This window comes from Hymenobacter siberiensis (assembly GCF_018967865.2).
GTDB lineage: Bacteria > Bacteroidota > Bacteroidia > Cytophagales > Hymenobacteraceae > Hymenobacter > Hymenobacter siberiensis.
Genome location: NZ_JAHLZY020000001.1, coordinates 4,031,160 through 4,045,998, shown reverse-complemented (window position 1 = coordinate 4,045,998; position 14,839 = coordinate 4,031,160). Strand labels below are relative to the sequence as shown.

11 protein-coding genes are annotated in these 14,839 nt (G+C 62.7%); 9 read left to right on the top strand and 2 right to left on the bottom strand.

From position 1 onward, the window contains the following. The first annotated feature begins 65 nt into the window (after positions 1 to 65). From KQ659_RS17990 to KQ659_RS17950, 9 genes are all read left to right on the top strand, one after another. Positions 66 to 1,442: a sensor histidine kinase gene (locus KQ659_RS17990; RefSeq protein WP_216688100.1), complete on the top strand. Its 1,377-nt coding sequence runs from the start codon at positions 66 to 68 to the stop codon at positions 1,440 to 1,442. Positions 1,443 to 1,696: 254 nt separating this feature from the next. Further along, complete coding sequence (locus tag KQ659_RS17985; RefSeq protein ID WP_216679817.1) at positions 1,697 to 1,927, top strand: hypothetical protein; 231 nt, start codon at positions 1,697 to 1,699, stop codon at positions 1,925 to 1,927. A 33-nt stretch (positions 1,928 to 1,960) separates the two neighbouring features. Further along, positions 1,961 to 2,326: a four-helix bundle copper-binding protein gene (locus KQ659_RS17980; protein WP_216679818.1), complete on the top strand. Its 366-nt coding sequence runs from the start codon at positions 1,961 to 1,963 to the stop codon at positions 2,324 to 2,326. Between the two features lie 54 nt (positions 2,327 to 2,380). Then, positions 2,381 to 2,677, top strand: coding sequence for a hypothetical protein (locus tag KQ659_RS17975; protein ID WP_216679819.1), 297 nt, complete (start codon positions 2,381 to 2,383; stop codon positions 2,675 to 2,677). A 75-nt stretch (positions 2,678 to 2,752) separates the two neighbouring features. Further along, positions 2,753 to 3,910 (top strand): efflux RND transporter periplasmic adaptor subunit, encoded by a 1,158-nt coding sequence (locus KQ659_RS17970; RefSeq protein ID WP_216679820.1) that lies wholly within the window; start codon positions 2,753 to 2,755, stop codon positions 3,908 to 3,910. 150 nt (positions 3,911 to 4,060) lie between these two features. Further along, on the top strand, positions 4,061 to 7,219 hold the full coding sequence (locus KQ659_RS17965) for an efflux RND transporter permease subunit (protein ID WP_216685927.1): 3,159 nt from the start codon (positions 4,061 to 4,063) through the stop codon (positions 7,217 to 7,219). Positions 7,220 to 7,405: 186 nt separating this feature from the next. After that, complete coding sequence (locus tag KQ659_RS17960) at positions 7,406 to 8,821, top strand: efflux transporter outer membrane subunit (protein WP_226915740.1); 1,416 nt, start codon at positions 7,406 to 7,408, stop codon at positions 8,819 to 8,821. 106 nt (positions 8,822 to 8,927) lie between these two features. After that, on the top strand, positions 8,928 to 9,248 hold the full coding sequence (locus KQ659_RS17955; protein ID WP_216679823.1) for a DUF202 domain-containing protein: 321 nt from the start codon (positions 8,928 to 8,930) through the stop codon (positions 9,246 to 9,248). Positions 9,249 to 9,574: 326 nt separating this feature from the next. Beyond that, entirely contained in the window at positions 9,575 to 11,755 is a 2,181-nt protein-coding gene (locus KQ659_RS17950; RefSeq protein ID WP_216685929.1) for a bifunctional alpha,alpha-trehalose-phosphate synthase (UDP-forming)/trehalose-phosphatase, read from the top strand. Positions 11,756 to 11,993: 238 nt separating this feature from the next. On the opposite strand, the gene KQ659_RS17945 is transcribed toward KQ659_RS17950, so the two are convergent. Further along, on the bottom strand, positions 11,994 to 12,590 hold the full coding sequence (locus KQ659_RS17945) for a carboxymuconolactone decarboxylase family protein (RefSeq protein WP_216679825.1): 597 nt from the start codon (positions 12,588 to 12,590) through the stop codon (positions 11,994 to 11,996). Between the two features lie 304 nt (positions 12,591 to 12,894). After that, complete coding sequence (locus tag KQ659_RS17940; RefSeq protein WP_216679826.1) at positions 12,895 to 14,682, bottom strand: glycoside hydrolase family 15 protein; 1,788 nt, start codon at positions 14,680 to 14,682, stop codon at positions 12,895 to 12,897. Positions 14,683 to 14,839 lie beyond the last annotated feature (157 nt).

Genomic DNA, 14,839 nt, shown 5'->3' with positions numbered 1-14,839 from the left:
GCGCGGACTTTTAGTCCGCGAGTTGAACAACAATACTCACGGACTAAAAGTCCGCGCTACAATTCATGCTGATTCGCAACAAGTTGATTCTGCGCTTTACGCTGCTCGTGCTGGCCATTCAGCTCGGGTTTTCGGCGTTTGTGTACTACTTCCACGCGGCGGCGCGGGAGCAGCGCTTCACGCGGCGGCTGGCGGGCAAGGCAATTATGACGGCCCGCCTGCACCTGCGCACTGCGCCCGCCGACTCGGCCGGGGCCGTGCGCCGCACCTTTAGCCGCAGCGACTTGCTCACCATCGAGCAGGAGGAAATCAGCATTTACGCGCCGGATAACCGGTTGATTTACGTGAGCGCCGACACCGTGCCGCAGCAGGCTAACCAGAGCCAATTGCCACGCTTGGCCACTGGCGCACCGCTGGTGCGCTTCCGCGCCGGGCCACTCGATGCGGTGGGTTTCAATTACGGACCGGCGGGGCAGTCCTACCGGCTGTTTGCGGCCGGCTACGACGAGCTGGGCTGGGCCCAGCTGGCCAGTCTGCGGCTGATTTTGCTGGCCGGCAACGTGGGGGCGCTGGTGCTTATCATTCTGGCCGGCTGGTACTTCGCCGACGAGTCGCTGAAACCCATTGCCCGGGTGGTGAAGCAGGTGAAAAAAATAACCGCCCGCGAGCTGAGCCGCCGCGTGGATGAAGGCAACGGTACCGACGAAATCGCGCAACTGGCCATTACCTTCAACCAGATGCTGGGCGGACTGGAACAGGCTTTCGAGGCCCAGCGCAGCTTCGTGAGCCACGCCTCGCACGAGTTGCGCACGCCCCTCACCGTGGCCCTGGGCACCCTGCAAACCGCCCTGGCCTACGATGAAACTCTGCCCGACGCCCAAGAAAGTATGGCCTCGGCCGTAGAAGATTTGCGCCAGTTGGTGGGCATCACCAACGGCCTGCTGGCCCTGGCCCAGGCCGGCGAGATGGGTGGCCGCCGCGAACCCGTGCGCCTCGACGAGTGCCTGACCCAGGCCGTGGCCCAGTGCCAGGCCCGCCACCCCGGCCGGCTGGTGCAGGTGGCTTTCGGCGATGTGCCCGACCAACTGGATACGCCCTTTGCCGTGGCCGGCAATGCTCAGCTCCTCACCACGGCCCTGCTCAACCTGCTCGACAACGCCTGCAAATACTCGGCCGCTGAGGTGCGCGCCACCCTGGGCTACGCCAACCCCGAAACCGTGCAGGTAGCCGTGGCCGATACCGGCATCGGCATTGCCCCCTCTGATTTGGCGCGGGTGTTCGAGCCGCTGTACCGAGCCGAAAACGGCCGCCAGCAGCCTGGCTACGGCATCGGCTTGGCCGTGACGCAGAAGATTGCGCAGCGCCACGGCGGCACGCTGGTGCTGGCCTCGGAGCCGGGGCAGGGTACCACGGCCACGCTGCGCCTGCCGGTGGTGGGGTAGGGGGTAACGGAAAACGACTGTCATCCTGAGCATTCTGCGATTAAAGCAGAGACGAAGGACCTTATCATGCTGGAACGGCTTGCAGTAATTCTGTCGGCGCGGACGTGAGAAGGTCCTTCGTCTCTGCTTTAATCGCAGAATGCTCAGGATGACAGTCGTTTTCCGCGCACATTTTAATGTTTTTTAATCTCGCATTCAGGCCAGGTTAATACCGGTTGGGGTCCTTTGTAGCCAACACTGCCACTGGCTTTGCTATGAAGAGAACCGCTCAAACCCGTCCGCGCATGCTGCTCTACCTGTTGGTGGGGGCCCTGGTGCTGTCGACGGCGTTCAACTTTTACTGTTTGCTGCGGCTCGAAACTCATGCCTTTGACCAGGAGCTGGAGGCCCAGCTGCGTGTGCCCACTGCCTTGCTGCTGCCGCCCGATTCGCTGCGGCAGCCCGCCGCCGCACCGGCCGATTCGCTACTGGCCGTCCGTCCCTGATACCTCACGCTATTCTTAACCCCGCCCAACACCATGTTTCCTCCTTCCTATTCGACTGCTCCGGCACATGCCGAAATGCTGCCCCGCCAGCAGGTGCTGCTCGATGCCCTCTTTACCTGCGCCACGGCCTGCAACGAGTTCATTGCCTACAGCTGGAATGAGCCCGACCTCCCGAGCCGGGCGCGCAGCATGCGCCTGGGCCGCGACTGCGCCGACCTGTGCCAGCTGGCCGGCGTGTTCGTGGCGCGCGGCTCCGAGCACTTCCGCTACATCCTGCGCGAGTGCGCTGAGCTGTGCCGCGCTTGCGCCGACGAAACCACCCAGCATCCCGGCGACTTCAGCCGCCGCTGCACCGATGCCTGCCGCATGGCCGAAGACGCCTGCCGCACCAGCTACTAGCGCTTCATTTCTACTCCCTTCTCCTTTCTCATTCATCCTTTTTCCGCCGTTGCCATGACGACCACCAGCTTCTCCGCCCTTTCGCCCGCCGCCCAGTGGCAGGCCGTTATCCAACTGCGCTGCGACATGGTGCGCCGTCTGGGCCGTTCGGCGGCTTCGCTTTCGTGGTGGCACCGCGCCATTCTGGCCGCCGACCCGGTGGTGGAATGGTCGGCCGACCAGCACACGGCCGTTGTGCACCAGGGCCAGGTGCTGCTCGATTTCATGGCCCGCTGCTACTTGGTCACGCCCCGTGCCTCGGCCGTCCGGCCCGATGCCGTGGATGAGGAGCTGCTGGCCCTGCTGCCCTGAGTACGAGTATATCGATTCTTCCATCTATTTTGATGTAATGATACCCAAGCGTCTAAATTTTTCGTTATTCCCTCTATGTCTGTACCATTGCCCAGCTTATTCCGCCACTGCCTTGTTTTACTGCTGCCCGTGCTGGGCGGGGCCGCTCTCACCGGCTGCGGCAGTGGGGAAGGCAACACGCCCACTAAAGACGACCAGCCGCTGGAGTTGCCCGTGGTGCGCCTCGTAGCCCACGATACCGTGCTTACCCGCGAATACGTGGCCGAGATTCAGGCCGAACGCAACGTGGAGCTGCGAGCACGGGTGAAGGGCTACATCGAAAAAATCTTTGTTGATGAAGGCCACGTGGTGAAGAAGGGCCAGCCCCTGTTCCAGATTTCGGCCGCCGAATACCGCACCAAGCTGGCCCGCCTGCACGCGGGCCTGAGCAATGCCATTGCCCAGGCCCGCGTGGCCGCCCTGCAGCTGGACCGCGTGAAGATGCTCACCGCCAAAAACGTCATCACCGCCTCGGAGCTCGACGTGGCCCGCGCCCAGCTGAATGCCGCCGAAGCCAACGTGGCCCAGGCCCGCTCGGCCGAAAGCAATGCCGCCCTCATGCTCAGCTACACGCTGGTACGCGCCCCCTTCGACGGGGTGGTAAACCGCGAGCTGCTGAAAGTAGGCAGCCTCGTGGACGATGGCACGCTGCTCACGACGGTATCGGACGCGAGCGAGGTATTCGCCTACTTCAACGTGTCGGAAGCCGATTACCTGGAGTTCATCAAAACCCGCGCCCAGGACTCGGCCCGCAGCACGAATATGGTGCGGCTGGTGCTGGCCGACGGCTCCCTCTACTCGCCCCCCGGCAAGATTGAAACCGTGGAAAGTGAGTTCGAGTCTAACACCGGCGCCATTGCCTTCCGGGCCCGTTTCGGTAATCCGAAGCGCATTCTCAAGCACGGCGCGACCGGCAAGGTGCGCCTGGCCAACACCGTATCCGATGCCGTGCTGGTGCCGCAGAAAGCGGTGTTTGAGCAGCAGGATAAATACTACGTATATGTGCTGGATGCCAAGGGCATCGTGCATCAGCAGAGCTTCCTGCCCAAAAGCCGCCTGGCGGCCTACTATGTGGTGAAATCCGGGCTGAAGCCGGGTGAGCAGGTGGTGTGCGAAGGCATCCAGGACCTGCGCGACGGCACCCACATTGCCGGGCGTGCGGTGACGCTGAAGAGCGTGGCGGCGAACGAGTAAACGCTTCGCATCGCCCTAAAAGAACGTCATGCTGAGCGTAGTCGAAGCATCTCGCGTGCTACCACTAATCCATTTCTCACGATTGAATTACTACCCTATGCGAGATGCTTCGCTGCGCTCTGCATGACGGTCTGATAAAATCCCGATTCTATGTTCAATATCTTCATCCGGCGGCCGGTTTTATCGCTCGTTATTTCCCTATTCATCACCCTACTGGGGGTGGGGGCACTGTTTGTGCTGCCGGTTACGCAGTTTCCCGACATTGTGCCGCCATCCGTCACGGTGCGGGCCAAATACAATGGCGCCAATGCCGAAGTCTGCGCCAAGGCCGTGGCCACGCCGCTGGAGCGCGCCATCAACGGCGTACCGGGCATGACGTACATGAATACGGTGACGACCAACAACGGCACCACGCTGGTGGAGGTATTCTTCGAAGTGGGCACCGACCCCGACCTGGCTGCCGTGGCCGTGCAGAACCGCGTGACCACCATTATCGACGAATTGCCGGAGGAAGTTATCAAGGCCGGCGTGACCACCGAGAAGGAGGTAAACTCCATGCTACTCTACCTGAACGTGGTGAGCGACGACAAGAGCGTGGGCGAGAAGTTTATCTACAACTTTGCAGATATCAACGTGTTGCAGGAGCTCAAGCGCATCAAAGGCGTGGGTTTGGCTGAGATTATGGGCAGCCGCGAATACGCCATGCGCGTGTGGCTCAAGCCCGACCGGATGCTGGCCTACAAGCTGGGGGCTGATGAGATTGTAACCGCCATTCAGGCCCAGAATATTGAGGCGGCTCCCGGGCGTTCGGGCGAAAGCTCGGGCCAGGGCGCCCAGGCGCTGCAATACGTGCTGCGCTACACGGGCAAGCTTTTCGAGCCGGAGCAGTACCGCCAGCTGGTGGTGCGGGCCAACCCCGACGGCTCGGTGCTGCGCCTGCAGGACGTGGCCGACGTGGAATTCGGCGCGCAGACCTACCGCATGACTTCGAAATCGAACGGCCAGCCCTCGGCCGCCATCATGCTCAAGCAGCTGCCCGGCTCCAATGCTTCGGACGTAATTGACGCCGTGAAGGCGCGCATGGCCGAGCTGCAGAAAACCAACTTCCCGCCCGGCATGCGCTATAGCATCAGCTACGATGTATCACGCTTCCTCGATGCCAGTATTCACGAAGTGCTGCGCACGCTGGTCGAGGCATTTTTGCTGGTGTTCGTGATTGTATTCCTGTTTTTGCAGGACTGGCGCTCGACGCTGATTCCGGCGCTGGCCGTGCCGGTGGCGCTGGTGGGCACGCTGTTTTTCATGAAAATCATGGGCTTCAGCATCAACCTGCTCACCCTGTTTGCGCTGGTGCTGGCCATTGGCATTGTGGTCGATAACGCCATTGTGGTGGTGGAGGCCGTGCACGCCAAGATGCACGAGGAGCACCTCAGCGCCATGGACGCCACGTTGGCGGCCATGGGCGAAATCGGTGGGGCCATCATCGCCATCACGCTGGTGATGTCGGCGGTGTTTATTCCGGTGTCGTTTATGAGCGGGCCGGTGGGCGTGTTCTACCGGCAGTTTTCGCTCACGCTGGCCATTGCCATTGTCATTTCGGGCGTGAATGCCCTGACGCTCACGCCCGCCCTTTGTGCGCTTTTGCTGAAAGAGCCTAAAGAAGACAGCGAGCGCACGGGCCTGATGGGCCGGTTTTTCGCCGGCTTCAACCGCCGCTACGAAGCCTTTGCCGACCGCTACCAGGGGCTGGTGCGCACGGTGGCTTCGCGCCGCCTGATTACGGTGGCCATGCTGCTGTTCTTCTTCGCCGCCACCTGGGGCGTGAGCCGGATTCTGCCCACCGGCTTCATCCCGAGCGAGGACCAGGGCATGGTGTACATCAACGTAACCACGCCGCCCGGCGCCACCGTGGAGCGCACCCAGCGCGTGCTCGATAAGGTGCAGCGCGTGGCCAGCAAGCTGGGTCCGGTAGAGTCGGTTTCGACCCTGGCCGGCTACAGCTTGCTCAACGACGTGTCGGGCGCCAGCTACGGCATGGGCATGATTAACCTCGCCGCCTGGGACAAGCGTGAGCAGTCGACCACCGACATCATCAACGAGCTGAAAGCCAAAACCCGCGGCATCACCGATGCCCAGATTCAGTTCTTCACGCCGCCCACGGTGCCGGGCTTCGGCAACGCCGGCGGCTTCGACTTCCGGGTGCTGGACCGCACCGGGCGCGGCGATTTGCAGCAGACCGCGAAAGTTACGCAGCGCTTCATCAAGGCCCTGAACGCTACGCCGGCCATCGAGGGCACGTTCTCCGGCTTCGACCCCAATTTCCCGCAGTACCTCATCCACCTCGATACCGACCTGGCCGCCAAAAAAGGCGTGACCGTGGAGCGGGCCATGAGCACCCTGCAAACCCTGATGGGCGCGAACTACGCCTCCAACTTCATCCGCTTCGGCCAGATGTATAAGGTGATGGTGCAGGCCCTGCCCAGCGCCCGCACCCAGCCCGAAGACGTGCTGAAACTGTACGTGAAAAACGACCGGGGTGAGATGGTGCCCTTTGCCACGTTCCTGCGCCTGGAGCGCGTGTACGGCCCCGAGCAGCTCACCCGCTACAACATGTACACATCGGCTCAGGTGAACGGCGACGCCGCCCCCGGCTACTCCTCCGGCGATGCCGTGAAGACCATTCAGGAAGTGGCCGCTAAGGAATTGCCGCGCGGCTACAGCTACGAATGGAGCGGCATGACCCGCGAGCAAATCATCTCCGGCAACCAGGCACTCTACGTGTTCGGCGTGGTGCTCATTTTCGTGTACCTGCTGCTGGCGGCGCAGTACGAAAGCTTCCTGCTGCCCCTGCCGGTGCTGCTGAGCCTGCCCACGGGCATTTTCGGCGCCTTTCTGGCGCTTAAGCTGCTGGGCCTCGAAAACAACATTTACGCCCAGGTGGCGCTGGTGATGCTGGTGGGCCTGCTGGGCAAAAACGCCATCCTCATCATCGAATTCGCGGTGCTGCGCCGCAAGGAAGGCCTCTCGGCCCTCGACGCGGCCGTGGAAGGCGCCCGCTCCCGCCTGCGCCCCATCCTGATGACGTCGTTCGCCTTCGTGGCTGGCCTCATCCCGCTCTGCATTGCCGATGGCGCGGGCGCGATGGGCAACCGCTCCATTGGTACCGCCGCTGCCGGCGGCATGTTCATCGGCACCATCTTCGGGGTAATCCTGATTCCGGGGCTGTACGTGCTGTTTTCGCGTGGGAAGAAGGAGAAAGTGGAAGAGCCGCTTTCAGAGGAGGAAGTGCGCGAGGCAGCCCACGCGTAACCTCACCCCCCGGCCCCCCCTCTCCCGCAGAGAGGGGGAGCCAGACGACTTGTAGCACATGCTTCAGCTTGTGCAATAGAAAACTAAAACTGATTTATGTCTCTGATTCACTCATTCCTTTTTTCTGATACAAACTCAACAACGAGTCGTCAGGCTCCCCCTTTCCAGCGGAGAGGGGGCCGGGGGGTGAGGCGAACGTTAGGTGGCCTCCTGCTTTTCTTAACAAGCTGCACTGCCTCCCTCCCCCTCGTCACCCAGCCCCGCGCCACGGCCGTCCCCACCGCCTTTCAGAACCCGGCCACCGACACCGCCACCATCGCCCGGCTCGACTGGCAGCGATTCTTCGCCGACTCAGCCCTGGTTTCCCTCATCGACACCGCCCTCCGTGCCAACCCCGACCTCGCCATTGCCCTGCAACGGGTGGAGCAGGCCCGCGCCGGCCTGCTGGCCGCCCGGGGTGCCCTGTACCCGCAGGTGAGCGCCGGCGGTGTGGGCAGCCTCGATAAGTTTGCCGACTACAGCGGCGTGGGCAACACCGACACCAACGACGGCCGCCGCCTGCCCAGCCTCGTGCCCGACCTGTTTGTGGGCTTCCGCAGCACCTGGGAGATTGACCTCTGGGGCAAGCTGCGCAGCCGTCGCAAGGCCGCCTACGCCCGCTTGCTGGCCACTGAGCAGGGCCGACGCCTGGTGCAAACTGCGTTGGTAGCCCAGGTGGCCAGCGGCTACTACGAGCTGCTGACCTACGACAACCAGTTGGCCGTGCTCGAAAAAAACCGCGCCTACCAGGAGCGGGCCCTCGAAGTGGTGAAAATCCAGAAGCTGGGTGGGCGGGCCACCGAGCTAGCCGTGCAGCAGTTTGCCGCCCAGCTGCTGCGCACCCGCAGCCTGGCGGCTGAGGCTCGCCAGCGCATTGCCGCCGCCGAGAACACCATCAACCGCCTGTTGGGCCGCTACCCGCAGCCCATTCGGCGCGGCCGGGCCCTCACCATGCAGGCGGTGCCCGCTGCGGTATCGGCTGGCCTGCCTGCCACCATGCTCCTGCGCCGGCCCGATGTGCAGCAGGCCGAGCTCCAGCTCACCGCCGCCCGCGCCGACGTGGCCGCCGCCCGCGCCGCCTTCCTGCCCTCGCTCACGCTGGGGCCCTACCTCGGCGTGAATGCCTACACGCCGGCTCTGCTCTTTAGTGCGCCCGGCTCGCTGGCCTACGGCCTGCTGGCCGGCGTGGCCGCCCCGGTATTCAACCGCAGCGCCGTGCGGGCCAACTATGCCCGTAGCGCCGCCGAACAGCGCGCCGCCTACCTCAACTACCAAAAAAACATTCAAATCGGCTTTGAGGAAGTGACTACCAACCTGCGCGGCCTCGAAAACTACCGCGAAGTAGCCGACCTGCGCCAGCAAGAGGTCAACGCCCTCACCAATGCCGTGGCCACGGCCAACGACCTCTACCGCGCCAACTACGCCACCTACATCGAAGTCATCACCGCCCAGCGCAGCGTGCTCGATGCCGAGCTGAACCTGACGGCCGCCCGCCGCCAGCAGTTCCTGCTGCTGATTGACCTATACCGCGCCCTCGGCGGCGGCTGGACGGCCGCGCAGTAACCGCCTGATTTGCCCACGCTTTTGCCTGCGTATGCTACCAGCACGCGCCGGCAAAAGCGTGGGCAATCCGTTTCTGATGGCCAATATCCCGTATACCCTTTTTCCTATGCCCACTTTGCCTCCGCTGCCTGCTCCCCACCTCACCCTCCGCGACGAGCTGGCGTTGGAGCGCACCAACCTGGCCAACGAGCGTACCTGGCTGGCGTACCTGCGCACGGGCATGGCGCTGGTGATTGCGGGCCTGTCGCTAATTAATTTCTTTCGGGAGTATGTTTTTGTGTGGATTGGGGCCTTTTTCATCCCATTTGGGCTGGCCCTGGTGGCGCTGGGCTGGGTCCGGTTTCGGACCAAGTACCGCCGCATCAACGCCGCATTGCGGGCCCGGCAGGTACGTGAAGCCGCGTATGCTTCACTGGCTCCGGTCTGACCGCCCCAGGCGGTCTGACTGGTTGTTGTAACAACGATTTCGACCTCACTTCAACCGGTCTGACCGCCTGGGGCGGTCAGACCGGTGGTCCTGCCACACTGATAATTAAAACGGGCTTCCGCCCGCTCCTTTTTTTCTCGCGTTCTGTCTTTGAAGCTGTTTAGAAAGTCCCCGAACGGTCATGCAGCGCGCAGCAAAACATCTTGCTCGCATCGTCAGGCCCGTTCAACGATGCGAGCAAGATGCTTCGCTGCGCGCTGCATGACCGTTTGAGTACCTTTTGTGACTTTCTAAACAACTCCTTTGGCTGATTCAGCCCTTCTGCTATGTCAAAAACGATTATTGTTTCTAACCGTCTTCCCACCAAAGTTCAGCGTACCGACGACGGCCTCACTTTTCAGCCCAGCGAGGGCGGCTTGGCCACTGGCCTGGGCTCCATCTATCGCCAGGGCGACAACGTGTGGGTGGGCTGGCCCGGCCTGTTTGTGCACGACGAATCCGAGGAAAGCTTCATTACCCAGGAGCTGCACGCCGACAACATGGCCCCGGTTTTCCTCACCGAAGACGAAATCAGGGACTATTACGAGGGTTTCAGCAACTCCACGCTCTGGCCCACTTTTCATTATTTCACCGAGTTTTCTACTTACGTCGACGAGCACTGGGACGCCTACGTGGCCGTGAACGAGAAATTTTGCAAGGCCGTGCTGGCCCAGTCCGGCCCCGACGACATTATCTGGGTGCACGATTACCAGCTGCTGCTGCTGCCCGAGCTGCTGCGCCGCGCCCGGCCCCGGGCCACCATCGGCTTCTTCCTGCACATCCCGTTTCCGTCGTACGAGCTGATTCGGGTGCTGCCCTGGCGCACGGAGCTGCTGCGCGGCATGCTGGGGGCCGATTTGATTGGCTTTCACACCTTTGGCTACATGCGCCACTTCCTCAGCGCGGTATCGCAGCAGCTGGGCCTGCCCAACCAGAACGGCCAGATTGAGACGCCCAGCCACACCGTGCGCGTCGATGCTTTCCCGATGGGCATCGACTACGAGCGCTACGCCACGGCCGCCGCTTCGGAAGAAGCGCAGGCCCACACGGCCGAGTACCGGCAGGCGCTGGGCAACACCCGCGTCATCCTCAGCATCGACCGCCTGGACTACACCAAGGGCATTCCGCAGCGCCTGCGGGCCTTTAATGAGCTGCTGGAGCGCTATCCCGAGTGGCGCGGGCAAGTGAGCCTGATTATGGTGGTGGTGCCCTCGCGCGACCAGGTAGCGCAATATGCGTCGCTAAAAGAGGAGGTCGATGAACTGGTGGGCCGCATCAACGCCCAGTACCGCACCATCAGCTGGAGCCCGGTGCACTACTTCTACCGCTCGTTTCCGTTGCCCGAGCTGGCGGCACTTTATGCCATGGCCGACGTGGGCCTGGTAACGCCTCTGCGCGACGGCATGAACTTGGTAGCCAAGGAGTACGTGGCCAGCCGGCTCGACCATCGGGGCGTGCTCATCTTGAGCGAGCGCGCCGGCGCGGCCCGCGAGCTGTCCGATGCCCTCATCATCAACCCGACCGACACCCGCGCCCTAGCCGAATCCCTGCACGAGGCCCTGGTGATGCCCGACGACGAGCAGGAACGCCGCATGCGCAACATGCAGGCGCTGGTGCAGCGCTACAACGTGTTTGCCTGGACCAAACTTTTTATGAACCAGCTGGCCTATACCAAGATGAAGCAAGAAACCCTGGCCACGGCCAACCTCGACGAAGCCGCCACCGCCATGCTGCTGGCCGATTACCACGCTGCCGAGCAGCGCCTGCTGCTGCTCGACTACGACGGTACGCTCGTGCCCTTCCACCCCGACCCCACCCGCGCCGCCCCCGACCAGGAGCTGCGCCTGCTGCTGCGTGCCCTCACCGACAACCCGCAGAACCGCGTGGTGGTGATTTCGGGCCGCGACCGTAACACCCTGCAAAAGTGGCTGGGCCACCTGCCGCTGCACTTCATTGCCGAGCACGGCGTGTGGCTGCGCGGGGCCGAAGCGACCGAATGGGAGCTGTTCCAACCCCTGCGCAACGACTGGAAGCGCGAGCTGCGCCCGGTGCTGGAAGTGTACGTGGCCCGCACCGCCGGCTCCTTCATCGAGGAGAAGGACTACTCGCTTGTCTGGCACTACCGCCGCGCCGATGCCGAGCTGGGCCCGGTACGCGCCCGCGAGTTGCTCAGCCACCTCAGCTTCATCACCGCCAACACCGATTTGCAGGTGCTGGAAGGCAATAAAGTGCTCGAAATCAAGAATGCCGGCATCAACAAAGGCACAGCGGCCGTGCGCTGGCTGGGCCAATACGAGCCCGGCTTCATGCTGGCCATCGGCGACGACCGCACCGACGAGGATACCTTCCGTGCCTTGCCGCCCGAAGCCTACACCGTGCGCGTGGGTCAGGCCCAACACTCGGCCGCCCGCTTCCACATCGCCTCGCCCACGGATGTGCGGAAGCTCCTGCGACAATTGATTGTGTGATAACGAGGTAGAGACGCGACACTTCGCGTCGCGTCGTTGAACAATTCGAGTTGAACGACCAAAACCATGACGGATACAAACGACATCAGCAACGAATAGAGGCGTGATACTTCACGTCTCTATTCGTTGCTGATGTCGTTTACACGCTGGTTGAATCAGTGCGTTTAGCTCATTGGCTGCGTCAAATGGCCAGCCTTCGTTCAACGATGAGACGCGAGGTGTCGCGTCTCTACACCGTTCAGGCGTGCTTGCCGGGCGTCCAGCCGTGGCTGGCCAGCTGCTGCTCGCCCAGGGCCACGGCGCCGGGCTCCAGGTGCGTGCCCATTGAGTCGTTCCAGCGGTTTAGGTAGCCAAAGAGGCTGACGACGCCCAGTATTTCCACGATTTCGCCCTCGTTCCAGTGCTGGCGAAGGTTGCTGGCAATGGCCTCGTTCACGGCGTTGGGCACGGCCGAGGCGGCCACGGCAAAGTCCAGGGCCGCGCGCTCGGCCGGCGAGAAGGCGGCGTGCGTGGCATATTCCCAGATGTGGTCCATCTGCTCCTGCTCGGCTCCGTAGCGGCCGGCAGCCAGCATGGTGTGGGCTTGGCAGTACTGGCAACCCGCCGCCAGGCTGCTCACGTAGCCGATGAGGCGCTTGAGGGCACTGCTCACGCGGCCGTGGTTGGCCATCACGGCCTTATTCAGCTCAATAAACGCCGTGGCAATGGCCGGCCGGTGCTGCATAGTAAGCACGCTGTTGGGGCAGAAACCCAGCGTTTCGTTGAAAAAAGTGGCCAGCTGCGCTACTTCGGCATTGGCATCGGGAGGCAGGGGCGCTACGAGGGGGAGGGACATGGGAGGAGAAATAATGGCAACGAATGGCCGCGCAAAGCTGCGTCAAAATAAGCGTTTCCGCTTTAGTCCGGCAGATTGCCAGTCCATGAAGCTATTTAGGAAGTCGGCGCTGGTTCGTTGCTCCGGTCCGACCGCCCTAGGCGGTCCGACCGGTTGCCGCCAGAACGCCGCCAGCGGTTGTGCGACCGATGCTAACGACAACCGGTCGGACCGGAATAACGCGACGTCCTAAACAGACTCCAACAAAAAGGACGTCCTGCTGAGCCAGTTCAGCAGGACGTCCTTTTTTATTGGTCTACTCACTTCAGCCCACGAAGCTCGGTTTATCCAACCGCTGAGCGATGCGGTAAGCCGCATTCACCAGCCCCACGTGGCTGTAAGCCTGCGGGAAATTGCCCCACTGCGAGCCAGTTTTGGCGTCCACGTCCTCGCTCAGCAGGCCGAGGTGGTTGGCGTAGGACGTGAGGTGCTCAAACTCGCGGATGGCCTCGTCGAGGCGGCCGACGCAGGCCAGGGCCTCCACGTACCAGAAGGAACAGATGAGGAACGTGGTTTCGGGCGTGCCGAAATCGTCGGGGTGGCGGTAGCGGTAGAACAGGCCCTCGGGCGTCATTAGCTCCTTTTCCAGCTCGACGAGGTGGTTTTTGGCCTTTTCTGATGAAGGGTCGAGGTAGCCCATGGTGATGAGCTGAATGGTGCTGGCATCGAGGTGCGGCGAGCCGATGGCGTTGGTGTACACGCCGCGCTCGGCATTAAAGCACTCTTCCAGACGCGTTTGGGACTTCTCCATCAGGCCGGTGGCCCGGATTTCCATTTCGACATCGCCCAGACTTTGGGCCACGCGGCGGGCGGCGTGGCTGCCAGCCCAGTGAAAAAGGTAGGTGTAGCAGTGCTTCTGGGCAATGTGGCGGAACTCCCAGAGGCCGGCGTCGGGCTGGTCCATGGTGGTTTCGATGAGGCGCAGGCACTCCTCCACCAGGCCCAGCGGGGCCACGCGCTCGGGGTCGCGGAAGCGGCTATCCACGTACAGCGGCAGCAGCGCCACCAGCACCTGCCCGTACACGTCGTTCTGAATGTGCGTGTACGCATCGTTGCCGATGCGCACCGGCTGGTTGCCGAGGTAGCCGGCCAGCGGCAGTTCCGTTTCCGTCAGCTCCGAGGCCCCGCCGATGCCATACAGCGGCTGAAACTTATCCTTCACCTTGGTGCTGATATTGGCAATGAAGTGGAAATACCGCTCCAACTCCTCAAAGTGGCCGATGTTGTTGAAGGCCGTGAGGATGTAGTACGTGTCGCGCATCCAGCAGAAGCGGTAGTCCCAGTTACGGGTGCTGCCGGGGGCTTCGGGCAGGCTGGTGGTGCTGGCCGCAATCACGGCCCCGGTGTCTTCGTACTGATGGATTTTCAGGGCCAGGGCCGAGCGAATGACCTGCTCTTGGTGGAAGCTGCCGATACTGGTGCTCTTCACCCAGTCGCGCCAGTAGGCGGCGGTGGCCAGCAGAAACCGCTCGGCAGTGCTTTCCAGGGGAGCTTCCAAAGGCGCGCCGTAGGTGAGCACGAGGTACTTGGTTTCGTTCAGCACGAAATCTTCCTCGTCGAAAATGTAAGTGAGCGGGATATTGGTGGTGAGGCGGATTTCCTCTTCCAGACCCAGAAAGGCAATGTGGTTAGAGCTGCGGCGGGGCGTGAGGGCGAGCTCGCCGTACTTGCCCACCGGCCGGCAGGCCACCCGGATACGGGGCGCGCCACTCAGCGGCTCCACCTTCCGGATAAACATCAGCGGCTTATAATACCGCTCATACTGCGGGAAGCGGGGCGCGAAGTCGGTGACGCGGTAGCGGCCGTCCTCGGTTTCGATTTCGGTACACAGCACGTTGGTGTTGGGCTGGTAATACTGCCGGCCCGGCCCGGTAATGCCGGCGGCGGGCCGGATGCTGTACTCACCGCCCTTGTCCTCATCGAGCAGGCTGCCAAACACAAAGCTGCTGTCGAAGCGCGGCCAGCAAAGCCAGCGCACGGCCGTATCGGTGCCAATGAGGCCCAGAAAGGCGCAATTGCCAATCAGGCCCATGTCATAGGTATGTTTCGTCATCAGGTTGCGGAGTTGGTATGCGTGGGCCCCGCGGTGCGGGGCTAGTTCCTTATAGGGTACCCCGTTCGGGGGGCTGGGGTTGTGGTTGGAGCGCTGACCCGCGTGTAGCTCCGGTGCATTGCGCCGGTCCGACCGCCCTAGGGCGGTCGGACCGGCG

What these genes read in the sequence shown, in the direction of transcription:
- KQ659_RS17990 (WP_216688100.1), top strand. Translation starts at nt 66, where the DNA reads ATGCTGATTCGCAACAAGTTGATTCTGCGCTTTACGCTGCTCGTGCTG.
- KQ659_RS17985 (WP_216679817.1), top strand. Translation starts at nt 1,697, where the DNA reads ATGAAGAGAACCGCTCAAACCCGTCCGCGCATGCTGCTCTACCTGTTG.
- KQ659_RS17980 (WP_216679818.1), top strand. Translation starts at nt 1,961, where the DNA reads ATGTTTCCTCCTTCCTATTCGACTGCTCCGGCACATGCCGAAATGCTG.
- KQ659_RS17975 (WP_216679819.1), top strand. Translation starts at nt 2,381, where the DNA reads ATGACGACCACCAGCTTCTCCGCCCTTTCGCCCGCCGCCCAGTGGCAG.
- KQ659_RS17970 (WP_216679820.1), top strand. Translation starts at nt 2,753, where the DNA reads ATGTCTGTACCATTGCCCAGCTTATTCCGCCACTGCCTTGTTTTACTG.
- KQ659_RS17965 (WP_216685927.1), top strand. Translation starts at nt 4,061, where the DNA reads ATGTTCAATATCTTCATCCGGCGGCCGGTTTTATCGCTCGTTATTTCC.
- KQ659_RS17955 (WP_216679823.1), top strand. Translation starts at nt 8,928, where the DNA reads ATGCCCACTTTGCCTCCGCTGCCTGCTCCCCACCTCACCCTCCGCGAC.
- KQ659_RS17950 (WP_216685929.1), top strand. Translation starts at nt 9,575, where the DNA reads ATGTCAAAAACGATTATTGTTTCTAACCGTCTTCCCACCAAAGTTCAG.
- KQ659_RS17945 (WP_216679825.1), bottom strand. Translation starts at nt 12,590, where the DNA reads ATGTCCCTCCCCCTCGTAGCGCCCCTGCCTCCCGATGCCAATGCCGAA.
- KQ659_RS17940 (WP_216679826.1), bottom strand. Translation starts at nt 14,682, where the DNA reads ATGACGAAACATACCTATGACATGGGCCTGATTGGCAATTGCGCCTTT.